This is a genomic window from Flavobacterium sp. Leaf82, from assembly GCF_001422725.1.
Lineage (GTDB): Bacteria > Bacteroidota > Bacteroidia > Flavobacteriales > Flavobacteriaceae > Flavobacterium.
In genome coordinates, this window is the sequence record NZ_LMMA01000004.1 from 114,453 (window position 1) to 137,985 (window position 23,533).

Sequence of the window (23,533 nt, forward strand, 5' to 3'; positions counted from 1 at the left end):
TTAAGAAATATATAAACAGCAAAGCTTTCGTAAAGATAACTTTTCTTTTAATTGTTCTTTGCAATAATCTTCGACTTCGCTCAGGAGATTATTATTTTCAGACTGAGCGAAGCCAAAGAATTTTATTGATCAATACCCGCCATGTTCGCCACATCATATCTTGCACCGGTAATGGTTCCAAGCGGAATAATTTTTTCTAAACGATTCATTTCATCAGTTGATAAAACCATTTGGGCAGCAGCAATGTTTTGTTCTACATATTTTACACGTTTCGTTCCCGGAATCGATAAAATATTTTTTGAAGCAATCCATGACAGCGCTAATTGCGAAGCTGTAATTTGCTTTTCATTTGCTAATTTCGTGATTTCATTTACCAGTTCAATATTTTTCTGAAATTGCTCTCCCTGAAAACGTGGAATTGCTTTTCTGAAATCATTTTCAGGAAAATCATCAGGACTTTTAATATCTCCGGAAATAAAACCTCTTCCTAGCGGAGAATAAGCCACAAATCCAATTTCTAATTCGTTCAGCGTATCTAAAATACCAGCTTCTTCAACACTTCTTTCAAACAAAGAATATTCGGTTTGAACAGCAGTCAAAGGATGAATTTTGTGTGCTTTTCGAATCGTGTCTGATGAAACTTCGGATAGTCCGATATAACCCACTTTTCCTTCTTTTACCAATTCTGACATTGCAGCAACAGTTTCTTCAATTGGTGTATTAGGATCAAGTCTGTGTAGATAATATAAATCGATATAATCTGTACCTAAATTTTTCAGGGAACGTTCTACAGCTTTTTTTACATACTCTTTTTTACCGTTAAACTGCCACGTAAGTTGCTCATTGTCGTCTATTTCATAACCAAACTTAGTTGCAATACTATAGGCGTTTCTATTGCCTTTTATTGCTTTTGCAATTAATCTTTCGTTGTGTAATGGACCGTACAGATCAGCCGTGTCTAAAAAGTTTCCTCCCAATTCAAGCGAACAGTGAATGGTTGCAATTGCTTCTTTTTCATCTGCTTTGCCATAAATATCCATTCCCGCAATTTGGGTCATTCCCATGCATCCCAAACCAATGTTAGGTACAATAAGTCCTTGATTTCCTAATTTAATTTTTTTTATAGCACTCATAATTTCTGTTTTAAATAGTTGTTTGAAAATTATAAAGCAAAGATCCGTGAGTATTCCTTTTATAAAGTATCTAAATCTCGTGTAGTTGTATCCAAAATGAGGAAAGGGGTTTCAGGTTTTCTTTGTTTCAGGTTATGGATTGTGTTGATTTTACCGCAAAGAGCGCAAAGTTTTTTCGCTAAGGACACAAAGGTTATATTCTATGCTTAAAGTTATTTTATATAGAAAAAGTTCACAAAGTTATACTATGGCTTATGCCAAAGCTTTCTAAACTTTGATCAAACATAATTTAAAAAACTTTGCGAAACTCTGCGAAAAAACTTTGCGAACTTTGCGGTAAAAATATGCTCATAGTAAAGCAACTTAAAAGCTAGAAAAACCTGAAACAAAATTTAAGATGTATACTGTACTTGTGCCCAAAGCTTTGTGAACTTTGATTACTTTCAACGATAAATTAAAATCTTAGCGAAACTTTGCGAAAAAACTTTGTGAACTTTGCGGTAAAATTATGCTCAAAGTAAAGCAACCTGAAACCTGAAACAAAAGAAAACCTGAAACAAAAACTTAATATAAAAAAGAATGCCGGCATCTCGAAGACGCCGGCATCATTTAACTAACCAAAACCAAAATAATAAATAACCAGTTTATTACACTACAAAGATCCAATATATATGAATGTTTTGCTGTTAAGGTTTTGTTATTACTTTGTTGGACATAAGTTAAGATTTATTAATACTTGTTTCTGAGCTTTCTATAACGTTAAATAACTTTTGGTTATTAAAATATAATAACAATCAATTTTGTTTATGAATATCATAAAGATAAGTTCGTATATTTGATAAAACATTAAAAATCAGCATTATGGATTCAAACAAAAAATTAACAACTGCAACAGGAACTCCCGTTCCGGACAATCAAAATATACAAACTGCTGGACCACGCGGACCAGTTTTATTACAAGATTTTTGGTTTCTGGAAAAAATGGCGCACTTTGATCGTGAGGTAATTCCGGAACGAAGAATGCATGCCAAAGGATCTGGAGCTTACGGGACTTTTACTGTAACTCATGATATTACAAAATATACAAGAGCCGATTTGTTTTCGGAAATTGGTAAAAAAACAGAAATGTTTGTACGCTTTTCAACCGTTGCAGGAGAAAGAGGTGCTGCTGATGCCGAAAGAGATATTCGTGGTTTTGCTATGAAATTTTATACAAATGAAGGAAATTGGGATTTGGTAGGTAATAATACACCTGTTTTCTTTTTTCGTGATCCAATGAAATTTCCTGATTTAAATCACGCAGTAAAACGTGATCCAAGAACCAATTTAAGAAGTGCTGATAACAATTGGGATTTTTGGACTTTATTACCTGAAGCATTACATCAGGTTACAATTGTAATGAGTGATCGTGGAATACCAAGATCTTACAGACAAATGCACGGATTTGGAAGTCATACCTTTAGTTTCCTGAATGCTCAAAACGAAAGATATTATGTGAAATTTCATTTTGTTTCACAACAAGGAATTGAAAATTTATCTGATGAAGAAGCAGCGTTATTAGTTGGTGGAGACAGAGAAAGTCATCAAAGAGATTTATTTGATGCTATTGAAGAAGGAAACTTTCCAAAATGGAAAATGTTTGTTCAAATTATGACCGAAGAACAAGCTGATAATTATCGTTTCCATCCTTTTGATTTGACGAAGGTTTGGTTAAAAGGAGATTTTCCTTTAATTCCGGTTGGAGAATTTGAATTAAATAAAAATCCTGAGAACTATTTTGCCGAAGTTGAACAAGCAGCTTTTAATCCTGCGCATGTACCTCCTGGAATTAGTTTTTCGCCGGATAAAATGTTACAAGCCCGTTTATTCTCTTATGGAGATGCACACAGATACCGTTTAGGAGTAAACAATTATCAAATTCCGGTAAATTCTTCAAGATGTCCTTATAATACATTCCACAGAGATGGAGCAATGCGTGTTGACGGAAATAATGGCGGACGTAAACATTACGAACCAAATAGTTTTGGTGAATGGCAGGAACAACCTGAATTTAAAGAACCACCATTAAAATTGCATGGCGATGCGTATGCACATAATTTTAGAGATGATGATAATGATTATTTCACTCAGCCAGGTTTGTTATTCCGATTATTAACAGATGAGAAAAAACAATTATTATTCAAAAATACTGCAGCACAAGTAGGAGGGGCGCAAAGATTTATTCAGGTGCGTCACATTAGAAACTGTTACAAAGCTGATCCCGCTTATGGAGCAGGAGTAGCAAATGCATTAGGTCTGACAATGGATGAAGTAAATAATTTTTCTGATCCAAGATTGTTGATTGAAGTAAGATAGGTTTTTTTTATAGGTTCAAAGGTTCAGAGCTACAAAGGCTCAAAGGTTTTCCTTTGATTTTAAATACAAAACCCGACAGGTTTCAAAACCTGTCGGGTTTGTTATTTGATATAAATAATAAATTTTCTTTAGTATGAATTTAGAAAAAGAAGCCAGCGAAAACCCATTTAAATCCACACAATCCGTGGCCAAAAAAAGACAAAGCTTAGCGAACTTAGCGTAATCCTTAGCGCCTTTGCGGTTAAAAAAAAATTAGCAGTTAAAACATGCCTAAGAAAAAACCACAGTCTTATTACTGTAAACCATAGTTTTACGTTCTGCGTGTAATTTTATGGCTCGAGCCAAAACAATACGTTCCAAATCTCTTCCTTTCATAATAAAATCATCTACAGAATGTATGTGGGAAACACGCGCAATATCCTGCTCAATAATTGGGCCTTCGTCTAACTCTGCCGTAACATAATGGCTTGTTGCACCAATAATTTTTACACCACGTTTAAAAGCCGAGTGATATGGTTTTGCCCCTGGAAAAGCAGGTAAAAATGAATGGTGAATATTAATGATCTTATTCTCGTAAAGCGCTATCAAATTTGGTGTAATGATTTGCATATAGCGCGCCAGTACAATAAAATTGATGTGATATCTTTTTAATAATTCAATTTGTTTTGCTTCTCCTTCTTCCTTATTGTCTTTTGTAAAAGGCACACAATGAAACGGAATATCAAAACGCTCTGCAATAGATCTTAAATCATTATGGTTACTAATAATTACCGGAATTTCAACATTTAATTCTCCGGCGCTGTAACGTCCTAAAATATCAAATAAGCAATGATCGTATTTAGACACAAACAATGCCATTTTTGGTTTTTGTTCCTGATTGTATAAATCCCAGGACATATCAAAATCAGCAGCAATAGTTTGATCAAAATCAGCTTTCAGACCATCAATAGTAATATTATGATTGGTCAACTCGCATTCTAATCGCATAAAAAATACATTTTGTTCTACATCAACATGTTGGTCTATGTAGGTAATATTTCCTTCTACTTTAGCAATAAAAGTTGTCACTGCTGCGATAATTCCTTTTTGGTCTTTACAGTGAATCAGAATGGTTATTTTTTGCATTTTGGTTTATTGGTTAATCAGTTAATTGGTTAAATTTTTAATCGGTTAAACAATTAACCGATTAAAAATTCAAACCATAAAAGTTATTTTTTATCCTGCATGGCAAAAACTTTTTTCAATAAAGGCGAAGTTCTTGCATTAATATTTGTTCTAATATCTTTTTCTTCAACAGCGATCATTTTAAAAACACCAACCAAAGCCTGATTTGTTGTGTAATCAGTCAAATCAGGATTTACCTTTTTTACTAACGGAATCGTGTTGTATTTATTAATGATATTTTTCCAGACAACATCAGCGCCTACTTTTTCAAAAGAGGTTTTAATCACCGGATTAAATTTTGCGTATAAAGCTGTATTGGTATTGCCTTGCAAATAAGTAGTTGCGGCACTTTCGTTTCCTAACAAAATATTTTTAGCATCTGTAAACGACATGTTTTTTACAGCCGAAACAAATATTGGCGTTGCTTCTTTTACAGCATCTTCGGCAGCACGATTCAAAACCTTGATTCCTTCATCAGCAAGAGACGACATTCCTATTTTACGCAAAGTAGCGTCGACTTTTTGTAATTCAGCCGGCATTAAAATTTTTACAGCTTCATTTTTATAAAAACCATCCACAGCCGTTAGTTTACTTACTTGTTCTGTAATTCCTTTGTTTAGAGCTTCTTTAAGCCCGGCTGCAATATCAACGCCGCCAACTCCAACTCCTGAAAGTTGTGTTGATAATCTTGACAGTTTTTGAGCTAAAGTTTCTTTTACCTGAGCATAAGAGCTTAGAGAAAGGAAAAGAGATAAAATTAAAATCTTTTTCATTAGGTAGGTTTTATATAAGTTTCAAAAATAATACTTATTCAAAAATAAAGCCACAATTTTATTCGGGAGAAGAAGCAATTTGTTTTATAATTAACATTCGACATTAGAATCTCCGTTTTTTGTAGAAAAAGAACGTATTGTAAAAGAATAATGAATTATAATAAAAGCATTATTAATCCAGATTAGTGGTTACTACTTGCCATTTTTTTTGATCCATAAATTCTTCCGTCCAACCAAAATGATTTAAAAATGGAATTAAGTACGGCAGTTCTTCATAAATAGAAGGTTGTCCAATTTCTGTATTTTCATAAGAAGAATACATTGGTTTAAGTATTTCCGGTGCTTTGTTATATAATTCTTTAGCAATATTTATACTTTTACGTGTCAAAACTCCATTTATATATATTTCGATATCATAGAGATCAAAACAATCCGGATGTCCTTTTAGAACAATAACTTCACCGTTATATTGTTTAGAATAATCTGAGTAAAATTTCTCCAATCCAAATGATATGCTATCCATTAAAATGGTTCCAAAAGATTCATTTTGATAAAATATATGGTGCGCGCGAGCTGATATTAATTTAAAAACACATGCATCAAAGTCGTCAAGAAATTTTTTATCTTGTTTTATTTTAATTGTGTTAGTTTCGCTGCTATAACTATCAGCAAGTATTTGTTGCCAATTATCATTATTTGGTAAAATGATATAACGAATATATCCCATTCCGTTATTCCAATTCATCGTGACTTTAGAATGTAATTTTATAATCAATTTTAAGAGGTGAAAATCTTCTGTTAAGGCCAATACATTCTATCATTATAATTATAATACGTTTTACTGGAAATATAAGTGGGTTGAAATTCCCTTATTGGTAGATTATTCTCATCGAATATTTCCACTCTTATAATTTTTTCATTGCTGTCATCTTTTAGATCAATATTTCCTTCGGCAGCATCAATAAGTTTCTTTTTCCTGAGGTATAAATCTGGCTTGTCAATAATAAAGTTGACAGCAGCTTCATTTTTAGATTCTCTTTCCGGAGCTAATTTTCCGTTACTATCAAATGTTTCAATTCTTTGCAGATAATTGTTTTTATAATAAAAAAGCTGATAAGCAATTCCGCCATGCATAATTTCTAGCTTTTTATTATTTAAGCGAAAACGGAGTATTTGCTTTTTTGCATTTGTAAATTCTATCGAACCATTTCCTTTGGCATCAATATTCTTATACAATATTTTGGCAGGTTTCGAAAATTGTTTTATTCTATTGGTAAGGGTTTGATAATTAGCGTTAGATTGTGCTAATACAAATACACTTTGAAGAAAAGTGATGTATAGTAAAAATAATTTTATTTTATTCATAAGTAAATAATGCTGCTTAATTTTTTCAGGATTCGTTCTAATTATAAACACCGTTGATGTTTTTTCTGTCTGTTTGTTTAACTTCATTTTTGCTAAAAGAATAAACAGATTCTTCTATCCAGCTCCATTTTTTCTGTGCATTACTATCGCTGCCAACTGCTGAGTAAATTATTTTGATGGTTGATTCGTTTGTAAGCATTTTTAATGTTACAAAACCATCCTGAATTTTTTGTGAAGATTCGGTTTTATTGCAATATTGTAATCTTTCAAGCACTTTGAGATCGTCTTTGAACCATTTCTTTAGAAATGACAAATGCGTATCAGAGCATTGATAGCCTAAATTTAGTGCAGATAACAATTTGCATTTCAAATTGCTTTTGTCTGCTTTTTTTTCTCCATCCCAATGACATTCACTGCCAACATCAGTTGCAATGTAACCTAAAACCGCTCGTTGTTGCTCTGTTATTGTTTTGATATAATCTTCGTTGAGCTGAAGAGTTCCAGCATTATCCAGCCACAATATTTTTATATAAATATCAGGACTTTCAGTTTTTGCTGATGATGTATTGCTGGAAGGATTTTTTTTAACGGGTGTTTGAGAAAATATTAAAGTCGAAAAACCGAATAAAAATAAAAAGAAAAACAGGCGGATATTCATGATAGAAAATATGAAAATTTGTTACTGATAAAAGTACTATTTCTAAGTTGTTTTTTGCATTTGAGAGCAACAACTTTCAAAAAATATTTAGATTACATTTTTATACTTTTCAATAAAAAAGGCAGAAACCAAGAAGGAATCTGCCTTTTATGTGTACTTATTTTTTGAGTAAATCGATCTCTTCTTTTGTTGCTTTTATAAAAACAGTCATTTCGCTATATTTCCAGACTCCTTTTTTTTCAGCAACAACAAACAAAGTTGCTTTTCCTTTTGGCCCTTTTATCGGAATTTGTAAATTACAATTTCCGCTGTCATTATTGGTTGTATTTATACTGCCAGAAGTCATTCCGTCATCTTCAATAGGAGTTCCTAGTTTTTCAATTACCAATTGGTTATGTTGTGCCTCATTCATGGCGCCTTTGTAAGCATCAGAATTTGTCAGCATAGAAGTAACTCCAAAGAAAATTCCCGCTATAAATAATACAAAAATCAATAAAATGCTCACGCATCCGGTTGGTACAAACCATTTCCAGTTTCTTTCCCACCAACTTTTTCTAACTTCAACGTAATCGTCTTCCATGATTTAAAAAGTAATAATTAAATATTAGAGTTTAAAGATAGAAAAATACTGTTATTCCGGTTGAAAATTATTTTAAAATAAAGGTAGAAAAATACTATTCAGGATGTTTTTAATTATTTGCGCCGGCATAACTATTGGTAAAAAGGCGTCCCTGACCTATTGATATTAAAGTATTGTGAGGATCGCCATAATCATCAGACATAATAGATGCCATTTGTAAATTTTTGATTCCTTTTATTTTACCATTCTGAACATCAAGTTCGCCGGAAAGAATGATTAAGTTTTGAAATTTTGCCTTATAAATAGTGTAATCTATTTCACCATTACTATGCAACAAAATGGAGAATTTGTTTCCTTCTCCAGAAATGAAAGAGCCTTTTCCTTCCCAGGTTTCATTTTTATCTTCATAAGAATAAATGATGAAATTTTTAAAATCAACACTCAAATTCACTGTGTTTTGATTGGATAAAGTAAGAGTAGATGCGCCAAGATTAACGCCTAACATTCCATCACTAAAATTAGACATGGTACATTTAAAAGGATCAATGTTATAGATACCTTCTACATTAGGCGGCGTATTGCCTTTGTGGATTGCAATACCAAGTTGGTCTATTGATTTTTGCATGTTGCTGTCAACATAGTAATCATATAGTTTTTTTTCAGGAGTAGAAGTTTCATTTTCGGCAGAATCGTTAGAAGAACAAGCTGTTGTGCCTAGAATAACACAGAAGATAAATAATTTGAATGCTGTAGTTTTCATATTTAGATCAATTAGAAGTTAAATAAAAAAAGAATTCAGCCCTGTAAAGAGCTAAATTCAATTTGTAAATATATTTTTTGTTAACGTCTAAGTTTGCCAGTAAAAGTTTTTTAAATAATAGATTAAGACAATTATGGCAAGATCATTTTTGAGCAACAGATATGCTGATGAATTATAAGTTTAAATTATTCTTTATTAAATTTAAACGTATTGAAGGCAATACAAATTTGGATTGTATATTGGATTGATTTGTTTTAAGTCTGCCAGTATATTATGCGTATAATCTCTACCGCCAATAGCCAAATAAAACAATGATTTTGAAATGTAAAAAGGACGTAGAGGAAATGAACGCCAGCCATTTGATAAATTCTTTAAAAAGTGTTTAAAGGCGTACTTGAAAATTTTTTCTTCAGGACGAACAAAATAAATAGTAGAACTTTTTAATTTGCTAATAAGATTTGGAAACATTACAAATCTTCCGCCTTGTTGGATTAATATATTTATTTCAAAAAGCGTTAATCCTTCGATATTTTCTGTTTTCATGATAAATTGATGTTTAGAATAATAGTGGTATAATTATTCTGCAAAGATCAAGCTATTCTGACTGTTTTTTAACCTGTAAAAGTTTTAATACTAATAGTTTAGGTTTTTTATTGGTTAGTTTTTATCCATGAAAAAAGCCTTTTATTACTTCAAAAAATAATCTATATTTTGAAGGAATAAAAAGCTAGTATAATGATTTCTTTAAATATTAATTGGAAGAAACAGATTGTGATGTTGATAAAGAATTATTTATTTCACTATCTTTTTCATAAACATCCTGATAGAAACCAACTTCTCCGTTTTCATTTACAAGAGATGTAAAGTAAGTGATATAAATTGGCACTTTTTTAGTTAATTTAAAGCTGTTTTCTGCTTTACCGTCCATAGCTTTATCAATTTTAGCAGGAGTCCATTCCGGATAATCCTGAAGCATTGCAACAGCTAATTCTTTAGCTAGTTTTACATTTATACAACCATGGCTAAATGTTCTTCTTTCAAAATCGAATAACGTTTTAGATGGCGTATCATGCATATAAATGTCATCTGGATTTGGAAACATGAATTTTACTAATCCTAAAGAGTTATCCGGTCCTGGTTTTTGTCTGACCTGACCATTTACTATTTCCATATTTTTTTCGGCTAGATAATTTTTATCAGAAGCGATTTTACCTTTCAACTCATTGTTTACAATGCTTTGTGGCACAGTCCAGTAAGGGCTAAAAACGATTCTGTCAATTTCACTGTTAAAAATAGTTGTTTTAGTTAATGGCGCACCAACAAATACATTCGAAGTCAATTGTATTTTTCCGTTTTTAACATAAACCAATTCAAACGAAGGAACATTTACTAAAACATATTCATCGCTTGCGGCAAGTTGAGACGCAATAGCACGACATCTTTCCATGTTTAGTTTTAAAGTTTCCATTTTATCCGTAAGCGGAATATTCATTTCTTTAATGTGTTCTTCTGCAAGGATATAGTTAGGTTTAAAACCGTTACGAACTTTATATTTCATTACAGCATCCATCAATTCACGATCATAAACATTGCTTTTAGAGTCTTGTTTTAAATCACCTAGCAAATACAATCTTGTTCTTACCTGTGCAATAGTGCTCGAAATGGCGTCTGGGCGTAAATCTTTATAAGGAGTTTCTTCCGGAACAATAGGTTTCCATTTATTAGAACGATCTATTTTTTTATATTTTTTTAGAACGTCTTGTAATTTGTAATATTGGTCATATTCTACTTTTGAATCTACAGTTGTAGAAGCAGTTGCTTCTTCGATCGTGCTGTAATTTAGAAAATCTTTTAGCATATCATCATAAGACATTTTTTTCTTAGCATCTGAATTGCTTTTTTTCGCATACACAATATACAATGAACTTAAAAGCATATCTGCATCTGTTTTAGAAATAGTAGTTTCTGATGAAGTAAAAAGTTCATCGATTTCTTTTTGATACGGAATAATTAAGTCATTTGTTTTTTTTGATTTTTCATATAATACAGAACCAAATTCGTTAATATTATCTTCATCAAACCAAATAGTTCCCACAGGTCTATTTTTGTATAATGACATAACATCAGATTTATATTTTTTTAAATCGGAGAATCTTTTAAAGAAATTATTCGAAATTTCCTCTACATTATCAGAGTCTGAATTGTAGTTAATAGTTGCAACAGTTAAAGTTTTTTTATTAGATATGATGTCGTTTTCTGCTCTGTTAAAAGAAGATACAAAAAAACTTAAACTTAATATTAGGCTAATTTGGTGTAATGTTTTCATTTTTTAAATTTTTACGTTTATTACTTGACGGTAAAAGTTTTTGGGTAAAAATTTGGGGCTTTTCTACTTTGTAAAATTACTTTAGATGTCTGGAAAACAAGTTGTTGTATTTAATTTAAATTTTTCAAGATTTCCATGTTGTTAACATTTCTATAAGACCTATATAAGATAAATACGATGTGTACAGAAGTTGTTACCTCTGTTGATGAAAAAAAAGTTTATTTTATTTGTTAACAAAAAGATATTAGGATGAACAAATATTATAATATTTTGTAAATTGCTCCCTTAAAATTATCATATTCATAAAATGGAACAACAAATACCATATATTCCTAAAAATAAAGTAAGAATTGTTACAGCGGCTTCTCTTTTTGACGGTCATGATGCAGCAATTAATATCATGCGTCGTATTATTCAGTCGACCGGAGTTGAGGTGATTCATTTGGGTCACGATCGTAGTGTCGAAGAAGTGGTTAATACTGCTATTCAGGAAGATGCAAATGCAATCGCCATGACATCATATCAAGGAGGTCATAATGAATACTTTAAATATATGTATGACTTGCTTCATGAAAAAGGAGCGGGACATATCAATATTTTTGGCGGTGGAGGCGGAGTAATCCTGCCTAGCGAAATTGCCGAATTACAGGATTATGGTATTACCAGAATTTATTCTCCGGATGATGGTCGTTCTTTAGGATTACAAGGAATGATCAATGATTTGGTCGAACGCTCAGATTATCCTATTGGTGATAAACTAAACGGAGAAATCGATCATATCGAAAATAAAATTCCAACGGCAATTGCGCGTTTAATTTCGGCAGCAGAGAATTTTCCTGAAATTGCAAAACCTGTTTTTGACCAGATACATATTAATAATACCAATTCTATAATTCCGGTTCTGGGAATTACAGGAACGGGTGGAGCAGGAAAATCATCTTTGGTAGATGAATTGGTTCGTCGTTTTTTAATTGACTTTCCGGAGAAAACAATCGGGTTGGTTTCTGTCGATCCTTCGAAACGTAAAACGGGCGGAGCTTTATTAGGAGACAGAATTAGAATGAATGCCATTAATAATCCTCGTGTTTATATGCGTTCGCTGGCAACACGCCAATCAAATTTGGCATTATCTAAATATGTAGCCGAAGCGATTCAGGTTCTAAAGGCGGCAAAATATGATTTGATTATTCTGGAAACTTCGGGAATCGGACAATCTGATACCGAGATTATGGACCATTCTGATGTATCCTTATATGTAATGACTCCGGAATTTGGTGCAGCAACGCAATTAGAGAAAATCGACATGCTTGATTTTGCTGATTTGGTAGCTTTAAATAAGTTTGACAAAAGAGGCGCACTTGACGCGATTCGTGACGTTAAAAAACAATACCAGCGCAATCATAATCTTTGGGATAAAAATCCGGATGAAATGCCGGTTTTCGGAACCATTGCATCACAGTTTAATGATCCTGGAATGAACACGCTTTATAAAGCGATTATGGATAAAATTGTGGAGAAAACAGCATCCGAATTAAAATCGACTTTCCAGATTACGAAGGAAATGAGCGAGAAAATATTCGTGATTCCGCCACATAGAACCCGTTATTTATCTGAAATTGCAGAAAATAACAGATCGTATGATGAAAGTGCCGTTTCGCAACAAAAAGTAGCGCAAAAATTATACGGAATCTTTAAAACCATAGAATCGGTTTCAGGAAAAGTTCCGCAAATCAATAAAGCAGGAATTGATGATTCGACTGTCATCCTGAGCGAAGTCGAAGGACTTAACGAAAACAGAATCTTTTTGAACCTTTTACTAAATCAGTTTGATAAAGTAAAAATGGACTTAGATCCGTACAATTGGGAAATTATCCTGAATTGGGATGAAAAAGTAGCCAAATACAAAAATCCGGTTTACTCGTTTAAAGTTCGTGATAAAGAAATCAAGATTGCAACACATTCTGAAAGTTTATCGCATTTGCAAATCCCAAAAATTGCTTTGCCTAAATATGAAGCCTGGGGCGATATTTTACGTTGGAATTTACAGGAAAATGTTCCTGGCGAATTTCCGTTTGCTTCAGGATTATATCCGTTTAAGCGTGAAGGCGAAGATCCGTCAAGAATGTTTGCCGGAGAAGGCGGACCGGAAAGAACCAACAAACGTTTTCATTATGTGAGCGCAGGATTGCCGGCAAAACGACTTTCGACCGCTTTTGATAGTGTGACTTTATACGGAAACGACCCAGATATTCGTCCTGATATTTATGGTAAAATTGGTAATGCCGGAGTTTCGATTTGTTGTCTTGATGATGCTAAAAAATTATATTCAGGTTTCGATTTGGTTCATGCATTAACATCTGTAAGTATGACCATAAACGGACCAGCGCCAATGTTGTTGGGCTTTTTTATGAATGCGGCGATCGATCAGCAATGCGAATATTACATTAAAACAAACGAATTAGAAAAAGAAGTTGAAGCTAAAATCAACAAAATATACGCAGCAAAAGGTATCGCAAGACCAATTTATCAAGGCGATTTGCCGGAAGGAAACAACGGTTTAGGTTTAATGCTTTTGGGCGTTACCGGAGATCAGGTTTTGCCTCAGGATGTTTATAATGATATTAAAGCCAAAACTTTATCGCAAGTTCGTGGAACGGTTCAGGCAGATATTTTGAAAGAAGATCAGGCGCAAAACACCTGTATTTTCTCTACCGAATTTGCTTTGCGTTTAATGGGTGACGTTCAGGAATATTTTATTACCAAAAACGTTCGTAATTTCTATTCGGTTTCGATTTCAGGATATCATATTGCAGAGGCTGGAGCGAACCCAATTACGCAATTGGCATTTACGCTTTCTAATGGTTTCACTTACGTGGAATATTACTTAAGCCGCGGAATGAACATTAACGATTTTGGACCAAATTTATCGTTCTTCTTCTCAAACGGAGTAGATCCTGAATATTCGGTTATTGGTCGTGTGGCGCGTAAAATTTGGGCAAAAGCCATGAAAAACAAATACGGAGCAAACGAAAGAGCCCAAATGCTTAAATATCATATTCAGACATCTGGACGTTCTTTACACGCGCAGGAAATTGATTTCAACGATATTAGAACCACTTTGCAGGCATTGTATGCGATTTACGATAACTGTAATTCGCTACACACAAATGCTTACGATGAAGCGATTACAACACCAACCGAAGAATCTGTTCGTAGAGCAATGGCGATTCAGTTGATTATTAATAAAGAATTAGGTTTGGCGAAAAATGAAAACCCAATTCAAGGATCTTTCATTATCGAAGAATTAACAGATTTGGTAGAAGCAGCAGTTCTACAAGAATTTGACCGAATTACAGAACGTGGCGGAGTTCTTGGCGCAATGGAAACAATGTACCAACGCTCTAAAATTCAGGAAGAAAGTTTGTATTACGAAACCCTAAAACACAACGGAGATTTTCCAATTGTGGGTGTAAACACATTCCTGAGTTCAAAAGGTTCTCCAACGGTAATTCCGGCAGAAGTAATTCGTGCCACTGAAGAAGAAAAACAATATCAAATTACAATGCTCGATAACTTACATCAATTTCACGAAGCAAAAGTAAACGAGCATCTTAACAAACTACAAGAAGCCGCGATTAAAAACGAAAATTTATTCGACCATTTAATGGAAGCTACAAAGGTTTGTTCGCTTGGTCAGATTACTTCGGCATTGTTTGAAGTTGGCGGGCAGTATAGAAGGAATATGTAGAATGAATAATTTGCATAAATCAAAACGAATAAAAGTCTAGTGTTTTCATTGCTTTAGTTGTTGATTAGGTTTTAATGAATTTATCGGAATACACTTTTGGTTGACTAATTGTTGACTAAAAGTGTATTTTTTTATTTACATTTGATGTATTACAAAAATTAAAGGATGGCAACTATAAAATATCTTATTCAAAGTAAAAATGAAAATGCAAACATTTACATTCGTTATTCAATAAATAGAGAGTCTGTATGGAAACGTAAAACGGGCTTTACAATTAATCCGAATGATTGGAGTAAAGATAAAGGGCAACCGTTACAGAAAAGCCAAGAATTGAAAGCAATTAAATTTAAACTCGATAAATTGTCAATTTTTATTAATGAAGCATACAATAATTCAATTGATAAAGGGATAATATTTTCTGGTGAATGGTTGCAACATCAGATAGACCTTTTCAATAATAAAGTTGTCGTTGTTGATTTAGATGTTTTAACTAATTCTATAGATGCTTATATTAATTCTGGTGATAATTTAAGTGCGGGTTCAATTAAAAACTTAGAAAATCTTAAAAAGTTTATAATTAAATATGAGATTGATAATTTAAAAGGAAAGCAGGTGCTTATTAGAGATATAGATTTGAATTTTATTGATGTTTTTAAAAAGTACCATAGAGATAAAGGACGTTCAGTAAATTATATTGGTACTTATATTTCAATATTGCGAGCAGTAGTAAATAAGGCATCTATAAATGGAATTCCAACACATCCACAGTTTAAACAAATCAAAGCAATCAAACAAGTCAAAGAGCCAGATGAAATCATCATTTTAACGGAGGATGAGCAACAACTTATTAAAAATGTTAAGTTGGAGCGTGAGGCTTATATTAATGCAAGGAAATGGCTTTTATTAGGGTGCTTAATTGGACAACGTGCTGGTGATTTACTTAATATTACTGAAAAAAACATTAAAGATATTAACGGAATGAAGATTATAGAATTAAAGCAAAAGAAAACTGGTAAGCAGGTTGCGATTCCTTTGATTCCTTCAGCAATCGAAATAATAGAAAGTGGATTACCTTATAAAATAAATTTAGAAAATTTTAATAGCTATTGTAAAGAAGTCTGTAAGGAAGCAAAAATTAATACAATTGTAAAAGGCAAAATGCGTGTAGACGAAAAAAGAACTCTAACTGCTGGAACTTATGAAAAATGGCAAGTGATAAGTTCACATGTTTGCAGAAGGTCATTTGCTACTAACTTTTATGGTCGAATACCAACTTCTATATTAATGAATATAACAGCTCATGGAACTGAAACAATGTTTTTATCTTATATTGGTAAGACAACTTATGATAATGCTTCACAGATGTTAGAATATTTTAATAAATTGGCTCTTTGAAAATAGAAAGAATATAAACACACTTTTAAATGAGTAGCTCACAATTAATAGCATTTTTTAAGGAAAGCAGTAAATTAACTGATTTTGATATTAGAAGAAAAATATATGATTTAACTAATAATTTAGATGTAGAATTATTGTATGATTTGATGAATGAACATGCAGCTTATAATACTTCTTTAGTGCAAAAAATAAAATTAGATAATGGAATAGAAGTTCCTGATATTTATTATACAAGTCATCTTCGTGGAAAGCAAAAGACAGATATAGTTCAAAGAAGGAATAAATATATTGAGACCCATTTGAAAGAAAATGAAGAAACAGATATCGAAGAAGTACAGAATGAGAGAGAGAAAATTTCAAAAATTCTAAATGATTTACTTACTAGGAAAATAAGTGATTTGCCAAAGGATTCAAGACTAAGAAACAATACAATGTATCAAATGTTTTATGAGGAAACAGTTGAAGAAAACCTTGACTTGTATTTGCATAATAATGATGAACTGCAACAAAGTGATGAAATTATTGATTTAAGTGATACTACAAGTACTGCAAAAATAGTTTTTTTAGAAAAGCTTGGAATCATTGAATTTTTAAGAACTAAGCAACCTTTTAATACGTCGGTTAATAGTATGGCAACAGTTCTGAGCGCAATTACAGGAACACAAGCATCAACAATTCAGTCAATGATAAATCCAATGCTACGTGACGATGTAAATGGTAAAAATAATCCGATGAATTCAAAAAAAGCAGTTGATACGGTGGAAATTAAACTTGCTAAAATTGGTTTTAAATTTTAGAGGAAAAAAAATCTCATTGTTTCTTTTTATATAACGTAAGTAATCTCTGTGTTAATTCACGGTCTGAGCTGTAATTCATTTTTCCTTTATTAACTAGTATAATATTGGGAGGTGGAATAATTTCAATTATTTGCATTTCAGAGCTTAAGTACTCTAAGAATTTCCAATTTTCGTTATAATTCCAGTATTCATTGGCAATTCTAAGATTATTTTCTTCATCTTCCCTTTTTAACGCATCTGTTAAAGACATGGGACATGCGATAGGTTTAAGCATTTTGACTTTGTAATAAAAATTATCATTGTTTTGTCCCTTGAAAGCAACACAATTTTCAACACAATCAAAAGCATAAATTGCTTTTTTTCTTTCAGGTGCATTTGCTGGTTTATTAATATCTAAAAACTCATCAATCCAATTTTTGTTTTGATTAGTTGCATTTTGATAATATTCAGTATTTTCAAAATCTTTTGCCTTTATGATTTGACCGACGTGATATTTTTTTGTTGAAACGTGAAATAAATCCATGATTTTTTTAGTTGTATATGTGAAAGTTTGTTTATAGTGATGTTTTTATTAAGTTTTTACTTTTGTTACCAATCTAAAGTTTTTTCGGGTATTTTTTCAACTTTAAATTTCATAATTTCATCAACCTCAATCAAACTTATATATTCAATTTTACCTTCTTGAATTTCTCTTATGAAAGCTGTTTCAAATTCTGCAATTTTACTTTTTAAAACTAATCTTTTAGATTTACCCAATAATTCAGTCATAGATAGCTCTTTATTTAATAAATCTAGGTTAATTATATTTTTAGTTAAAATCACAAAATCTTCATATTTGTCAATTACTGTATCTACAACACCTTTAATAATTTTATCATTAATAAAAAGATTAGCTAATAGGTGATTAACAATTTCAAGAAGAATATATAAATGCTGTTTTTGCGGTTTTGCTATTTCATGCAAAGCATCATTACCTAAAAATCTAATTGAATGTATTCTTTTGGCTTCATTTGATGTGATAAAGCCTTTGTTTTGTAATGCATCAATTCTTTTTTCTAGATTATCATTTTTGATTTTAAGATGATTACATATAGCTTCAATAATCGCTCTCAGTCCCCCAGCAGTTAAGATATATGAATTTGCTTTAAACGCATTAATTGTTTCTTCATATATAATTTTAATCGTTGGTGGTAAATGGTATAAACTCTTTAATTCATTTCCTTTTTCTAAATAATACGGATAAATAGTTTCATCATAGTAATATTCTGCATTACCTTCTTGGTCATAATCTACCATTGAGATGTCTCCATAAATCTTCATAAATGAAATATTTTCGCACCCCATGCATTGAATTACTAAATACTTTTCGATTGAAGGAAATCCATCATCATCATCTCTTATTTTCTTTTCAAATAAGTCAGAATGATTTCTCAGACCTTTACAATTATTACAATATGATTTTTTCATTTCTATTTATCTTTGTTAATTTCATTAAATGCTCTAATTGTCACTTGAATTGCTTCTTCTGCTTCAGGTAACGAAATATCAATACCATGCACAGCTTTATTACAAATTGCAACGGCATATTTTAAGTCTTGAATATAAGAAGTTGGAATTAAATTCATAGAGTCTAATATTGATAACATTTGACTTATAGATATAAACTCTTTTGTTTCAATATTATAACTTTTTAAAATTTCTCTCAAGTTTATTTCAATATGTCTTCTCAATTGGGCTAACGCATTCCACGGTTGTCCTAATTGAAGTTCTTTTATAAATGGGTAAAATTCATTCGGAACTTTAATGTTATCATTATCATGGATAATCTCTTGTTTGTGTAATTTAGTATCTGCTTTTTTAATATCTTCTTCCGTGCCAATAAAAGAAATAATATTTTGAATGTAATTATTTACTTTCTTTTGGATTTTTGAGTTTGTCGAAAATTCTTTGATTGTTACATTTCCAATGTTTTTATCGAGATAACTACCTAGTTTTTTTATATCTCCTGACTCTAAGGCTTGTTTGAATAATTTGTTATCGATTTCCTCAAGCGTTTTCTGTTGTTTAATATAGTTTAAAAAAAATGAAAAAACAGTTACGAGAGCTGAAAGAACGCCTAGAATAGATGAAATTATGCTGACAATATTTGTATAGTTTGTTGTGTCCATTTTTTAGTCTTGATTTAAAATTGAACGATAGAGAGATAAGAATGGACGTATTTTTTTTAAATCACTAAGTAATTTTATAGTTGCTATATATTGTTTTGTTATTTTTGACAATTGAAACATTTTATAAAAACCAAAGGAAGCGGTCAAAATTGAAAAGAACAATGGTATTAAAAGTTCTTTCTCACTAACTTTAAATTCTTGCTTAAAATATGAAATTGCTAAAGCTACAATAAGCGACGCAGATGCTCCTATTGTTCCTTTTATAGTCATTGTTGTTCTATCATAGTACCATTCAAAAGTTTGGGTTACTTTTTCTTCAGCATCTTCAATGTCTTCTGATGCAAGGTCTATTAATTCTGATATGCTAATGTCGCTCATTATTTTTATTTTTAATTACTGGTTATGCTTTATCACTTACTAAATTTGGTTACTAAAGATGAGAATTTTTACGTTGAGTAAAAAATGAATTTTAAACATTAATCTAACTTTCATTTTTATATTTTGAACAGAAAATTAATGGTAATCTCTAATAGCTTGTCTATAATCTTCGTGACTAAAATTTCCTTTTTCAAAATTATCAATCAAAAGATTTATGTCTTCAATGTTTTTGATATAATTGATTTTTAATTTTACATTACTAAAAACTTCTTCAATCATATTTTCCATGAATTTAAAAATATGATACATTAGCAAAAGTTTAGTTCTTTTAAATTTTAAATCTCTTAAGGTCATGTAATAACTTGAAAAAATTTCTTTTTGAGAAAATTGACTCCGATGGTGCCAAGAAATGTCTTTGGTTAACCGCCATGTTATTAATTCTATATAGTTATGGTGTTCTATATTGTCGTATCCCTTTATTTTGCTTAACGTAGAAGGATTTAATATCGACAACATTGGAGAATCTTTTGAATCAATTTCTTTTATGCTTTTAATTACCGAGGAATATTGTTTTGTGGTACATAGCTGATGTGGAAATTCTAAAATGAAGCACTTGTCTATTGGTATTTTTACTGATTTCTCTTCTATATCTTTTGGTAGGGTTTGTTTTATAAAATTCCATTTTCTTTTTATATTGCCATCTACTAATTTAATATTTGTTAGAGCGTTGTTCGCAATTGATGAGTTTTTTTCAAAGCAACATATTCCATTTCTTATAAGTTTGTTCGCTATTAAAAGAAATAATTCAATTAAAACTACTTCAGTGCTATTTCCTCGCCATGTATCAGGATGTAGTTCAAAAATATTCGTGATTTCATCAAGTACTTTATTAGAATCCTGTGCTTCCAAGGTAAAAGTTATTAATCCTTTTCTATGCTGAAAGGTATCAAAGCTTAAATCCTGCATTAACATACTATGATGAAAGTACCTAGCTTCTTTATAGTGGTAATCATAAGGATATCTAAATTCGATAGATATTTGATTCGTTTCTTCTTCCATACTTTCTTCTTCTATGATATATTAAATCTTAGTGAACAGGTTTCTTTGATTTATCTTTGAAAGATACATTGCACTATCTTTTGCTTCTATAAATGTCAAAAGATAAAATTCTAAAAATATCTCTTCATAGTCGTTGTCTCTATAATTATTGTTTGTAATGTACTTTGATATTATATTTTTTTTGAATGCATTTTTATCAATTTGATTCTTCTCAATAAATTCAGTAATATTCTTTGAACGATTATTATTTTCATGAAAATTGTGTCCAACGCCTAGCTTATCTTTTTTATAAAAGGTATAAGAAGAAATAAAAATTTCGATTTCAGTTTTAGAGAAATTGCTTTCATTCCAAATTTCAATTGCTGTGTTCCAAAAGGGTATATCCGTTAATTCAGAGTAAATATAGGACAGACCAGTAATTTGAAACAATTCGATGTGAATCTGGTAAGCTATTTCTAAATGATGAATGTATTTGTCTTTATATCTGGAGTAAAGTGAATAAAAAGCAGGTAAGGAGCTTTTTAAAAATGGTGTAAAAAGTTTTTTAAATTTTGTTAAATCCTTCTCATTGAAACAATTAATTAATTCCTCTGCTAAAATTGAAAATGAACGACCAAATATATCAGGGAATTCTTCATTCCAGTCAGCAGTGTTTATTTTTTCAATAGTATTACTCGTTTCAAAAATTATTGTCTCTCTTACTAAATATATTTTTTCTTTAATTTTAGGAATTTCAATTTTGCTCCAATGAAAATTTCCTTTATATAAATTATTTCTATCAAAACTATCAACTAATGTCGCTATTCTGCTTATTCGAAATTCAATTTTGCTTGTTAGTTCCAATGCTAAATGGCAAAGAAAAGACACAGTCAAAAAATCCCTTTTTTCTTTAGATTTATTAATTAGTGGATTAATGAATTTGTCTAGCTGAGCTAATGTTTGAGTGAATTCTTTTTCAATCAAAATTAGATACTCGGCTGTGCAATGTTGAATTATATACCAATCTGGCGTTATTTTTTTGCCCTCAATAGAAATTTCATTTTCTATACTTTTGTGATATTTTTCCAGAAGAGAATATAGATGCTTTGGAAGTTTTGATTCATAAATAGATTCTTTTTTTCTCCAATTAATTTTATTAACCTCGTTGTTAAAATTTTCGACACTTATATCTTCCATAGCATTAAAAAAGGAAATTTGAAAATTTCCCAATGAGCGTGCAAAAGTTTCAGCTAATATTAGATTCGCTTTAGATTCTTTGTATGAATTGTGCTTAATTTCTAAAAACGAATTTTCGGTAACAAATAAATTTTCGACAAGTAATTTGTCGGCAAGCTTAAATTCAAACTTATAGCCATAATATTGAAGAGTATTCATCGATTTTAATAGATACTCACTTGTTATTTCGTAATTTGAAGTAATAATTAGTTTTTTGCCTAGCTCATTTAATATTTCAAAAATTTCTTCTTCAAACCACAAAAGATTTGCATCAGCTGTACTTTGGACATAAGTTTTGGTGTTAATGGATGTTTGTCTTATATGGTCAGTAGTTTCAAAAAATGACTTGTGGTACTCTTTATTTTTGAACCATTTACTTTTTACGGGTATCCTGCTTTTTTGTACGGAATAATGATTTAAGAGTGAATATGTTTGTGAAATTGTTTTTAAAAATGATTGTTTGTTTATTAATACAGCATCAAAACTTAACTCAATAATTAGTCTTATTTTATCAATATTTTTTTCAGCTTTTCCTCTAAAATGATTTTGAAAGTTAGGATTATTCCAATAGACGCTTTTAATGGTTACATTTTTGATGTCTTCTCTAATATCCTTGTTTACAATATTTAATAATGTATCAGGTTCAAAAAGATTGTAAACTCCAGCTCCTAATTTTAATAGAGAAAATAAGCTGGTTAAACTTAAAAAGAGAAGAACGAGTAGAACTAGATTCCCTGGTTTAAAACCAAATGTTATTAATAAAAGAGTTAGTATTGAATAAGAAGTCAAAAATGCTAATTTTCTTAGATAGTTTTGAGTAACTGGCTCTATGAAGATTAAGTTTCTGATACTTGAATTAACTTTTGCATATCCAGTACTTGCGATGGTAGCTAAAATGGGATAAAATAATGCGAGCAATACACCTGATACACTAGCAATTAATGAGATGAATTGAGTAACAGAATCATTGCTATCTGGATAAGCTGGTTTTGGTAAAAATGTAATAATTTTTATAACTTCTGTGGGAAGGAAAGAAGCATTTTTATTATAAAATAATTGTGTAAAATACTCAATTGTAAATAAGAATATTACATAAAGAACTGCACGAGCAATATTCTTTAAAAATGCAAATAAATAAAAACGACTGTACGAAAGATTTTCTTTCTCGAAATCAAATTTTTGAGTTGTATAAAATTTAAAGATATTAAACCTTAATTTAATTTGTCTTTTCTTTTCTCTAATTATCCAAAATATCTTTTTATCGTAAAGCTTATGACTATTCAAATTTATTTTTTAAGTAAAAATAAATATTTTTATTGAATAGCCTTACAAATTCATGTAAATATCATCTAACTCTTCTTGTCTAATTCCTAGATATCTTTTCGTGATAGCTGGCGATGAATGATTAAATAGTTCGCTCAGATATAAAAGAGCCTTATCCGTCTCGTTGTTATTAGACCATACTTGACGACCAAAAGTTTTTCTAAGGCTATGAGTGGAAATTGCTAAGTTTTTAGAGCCTAAGATTTCTTTTAGTTTTCGATTAACATATTGAGTGGAAAAACCGGTCAATTTGACCACCTAATTCCGGACTAAATTGACCACCCGTTCCGGAGCAAACTGACCACCTAATTCCGGAGCAAATTGACCACCAAG

20 protein-coding genes are annotated in these 23,533 nt (G+C 30.9%); 4 read left to right on the top strand and 16 right to left on the bottom strand.

Annotated features, from left to right (window positions below):
* Nucleotides 1-122: 122 nt before the first annotated feature.
* Nucleotides 123-1,133, bottom strand: a complete 1,011-nt coding sequence (locus tag ASF10_RS05380) for an aldo/keto reductase (protein ID WP_056246403.1) — start codon at nt 1,131-1,133, stop codon at nt 123-125.
* A gap of 861 nt (nt 1,134-1,994) precedes the next feature.
* Between ASF10_RS05380 and ASF10_RS05385 the strand changes: the two genes are divergently transcribed.
* Entirely contained in the window at nt 1,995-3,488 is a 1,494-nt protein-coding gene (locus ASF10_RS05385) for a catalase (protein ID WP_056246405.1), read from the top strand.
* A 270-nt stretch (nt 3,489-3,758) separates the two neighbouring features.
* Here the strand turns inward: ASF10_RS05385 and purU are convergent, their stop codons facing one another.
* From purU to ASF10_RS05430, 9 genes are all read right to left on the bottom strand, one after another.
* Nucleotides 3,759-4,613: a formyltetrahydrofolate deformylase gene (gene purU / locus ASF10_RS05390; protein WP_056246407.1), complete on the bottom strand. Its 855-nt coding sequence runs from the start codon at nt 4,611-4,613 to the stop codon at nt 3,759-3,761.
* Nucleotides 4,614-4,696: 83 nt separating this feature from the next.
* Nucleotides 4,697-5,425, bottom strand: a complete 729-nt coding sequence (locus ASF10_RS05395; RefSeq protein WP_056246410.1) for a DUF4197 domain-containing protein — start codon at nt 5,423-5,425, stop codon at nt 4,697-4,699.
* 172 nt (nt 5,426-5,597) lie between these two features.
* Nucleotides 5,598-6,200, bottom strand: coding sequence for a hypothetical protein (locus ASF10_RS05400; RefSeq protein ID WP_131726509.1), 603 nt, complete (start codon nt 6,198-6,200; stop codon nt 5,598-5,600).
* A 23-nt stretch (nt 6,201-6,223) separates the two neighbouring features.
* Nucleotides 6,224-6,877 carry a hypothetical protein gene (locus ASF10_RS05405; protein ID WP_241774911.1) on the bottom strand — a complete coding sequence of 218 codons (654 nt, stop codon included), beginning with the start codon at nt 6,875-6,877 and terminating at the stop codon, nt 6,224-6,226.
* Entirely contained in the window at nt 6,828-7,448 is a 621-nt protein-coding gene (locus ASF10_RS05410; RefSeq protein ID WP_056246416.1) for a hypothetical protein, read from the bottom strand. Before ASF10_RS05410 ends, ASF10_RS05405 begins: the two co-directional genes overlap by 50 nt.
* 157 nt (nt 7,449-7,605) lie before the next feature.
* Complete coding sequence (locus tag ASF10_RS05415) at nt 7,606-8,028, bottom strand: cytochrome c oxidase assembly factor Coa1 family protein (protein WP_056246418.1); 423 nt, start codon at nt 8,026-8,028, stop codon at nt 7,606-7,608.
* A 109-nt stretch (nt 8,029-8,137) separates the two neighbouring features.
* Nucleotides 8,138-8,788, bottom strand: a complete 651-nt coding sequence (locus ASF10_RS05420; RefSeq protein ID WP_056246421.1) for a hypothetical protein — start codon at nt 8,786-8,788, stop codon at nt 8,138-8,140.
* 201 nt (nt 8,789-8,989) lie between these two features.
* Nucleotides 8,990-9,331 (bottom strand): hypothetical protein, encoded by a 342-nt coding sequence (locus tag ASF10_RS05425; RefSeq protein ID WP_056246424.1) that lies wholly within the window; start codon nt 9,329-9,331, stop codon nt 8,990-8,992.
* A 208-nt stretch (nt 9,332-9,539) separates the two neighbouring features.
* A complete protein-coding gene (locus ASF10_RS05430; protein ID WP_056246427.1) occupies nt 9,540-11,114 on the bottom strand; it encodes a murein L,D-transpeptidase in 1,575 nt (524 codons plus the stop codon).
* A gap of 307 nt (nt 11,115-11,421) precedes the next feature.
* Here ASF10_RS05430 and ASF10_RS05435 point away from each other — a divergent pair, with 307 nt between their 5' ends.
* The 3 genes from ASF10_RS05435 to ASF10_RS05445 all read left to right on the top strand — a co-directional run bounded on the left by ASF10_RS05435 (nt 11,422) and on the right by ASF10_RS05445 (nt 17,057).
* Nucleotides 11,422-14,862 carry a methylmalonyl-CoA mutase family protein gene (locus tag ASF10_RS05435; protein ID WP_056246428.1) on the top strand — a complete coding sequence of 1,147 codons (3,441 nt, stop codon included), beginning with the start codon at nt 11,422-11,424 and terminating at the stop codon, nt 14,860-14,862.
* Between the two features lie 165 nt (nt 14,863-15,027).
* Nucleotides 15,028-16,257 carry a phage integrase SAM-like domain-containing protein gene (locus tag ASF10_RS05440; RefSeq protein ID WP_056246431.1) on the top strand — a complete coding sequence of 410 codons (1,230 nt, stop codon included), beginning with the start codon at nt 15,028-15,030 and terminating at the stop codon, nt 16,255-16,257.
* A gap of 29 nt (nt 16,258-16,286) precedes the next feature.
* Nucleotides 16,287-17,057, top strand: a complete 771-nt coding sequence (locus ASF10_RS05445; protein WP_056246433.1) for a hypothetical protein — start codon at nt 16,287-16,289, stop codon at nt 17,055-17,057.
* Nucleotides 17,058-17,070: 13 nt separating this feature from the next.
* Here ASF10_RS05445 and ASF10_RS05450 read toward each other — a convergent pair whose 3' ends face one another.
* The 6 genes from ASF10_RS05450 to ASF10_RS05475 form a co-directional block, all read right to left on the bottom strand.
* Nucleotides 17,071-17,580 (bottom strand): hypothetical protein, encoded by a 510-nt coding sequence (locus tag ASF10_RS05450; protein WP_056246436.1) that lies wholly within the window; start codon nt 17,578-17,580, stop codon nt 17,071-17,073.
* A 65-nt stretch (nt 17,581-17,645) separates the two neighbouring features.
* Nucleotides 17,646-18,524, bottom strand: a complete 879-nt coding sequence (locus tag ASF10_RS05455) for a DUF4145 domain-containing protein (RefSeq protein ID WP_056246439.1) — start codon at nt 18,522-18,524, stop codon at nt 17,646-17,648.
* Between the two features lie 2 nt (nt 18,525-18,526).
* Entirely contained in the window at nt 18,527-19,225 is a 699-nt protein-coding gene (locus ASF10_RS05460; protein WP_056246442.1) for a hypothetical protein, read from the bottom strand.
* Nucleotides 19,226-19,228: 3 nt separating this feature from the next.
* The gene (locus ASF10_RS05465) at nt 19,229-19,603 is read right to left on the bottom strand and encodes a hypothetical protein (RefSeq protein ID WP_056246444.1); all 375 of its coding nucleotides are present in this window, start codon (nt 19,601-19,603) and stop codon (nt 19,229-19,231) included.
* A gap of 135 nt (nt 19,604-19,738) precedes the next feature.
* Complete coding sequence (locus ASF10_RS05470) at nt 19,739-20,662, bottom strand: hypothetical protein (protein ID WP_056246447.1); 924 nt, start codon at nt 20,660-20,662, stop codon at nt 19,739-19,741.
* 21 nt (nt 20,663-20,683) lie between these two features.
* Nucleotides 20,684-23,161: a hypothetical protein gene (locus ASF10_RS05475; protein ID WP_056246450.1), complete on the bottom strand. Its 2,478-nt coding sequence runs from the start codon at nt 23,159-23,161 to the stop codon at nt 20,684-20,686.
* Nucleotides 23,162-23,533 lie beyond the last annotated feature (372 nt).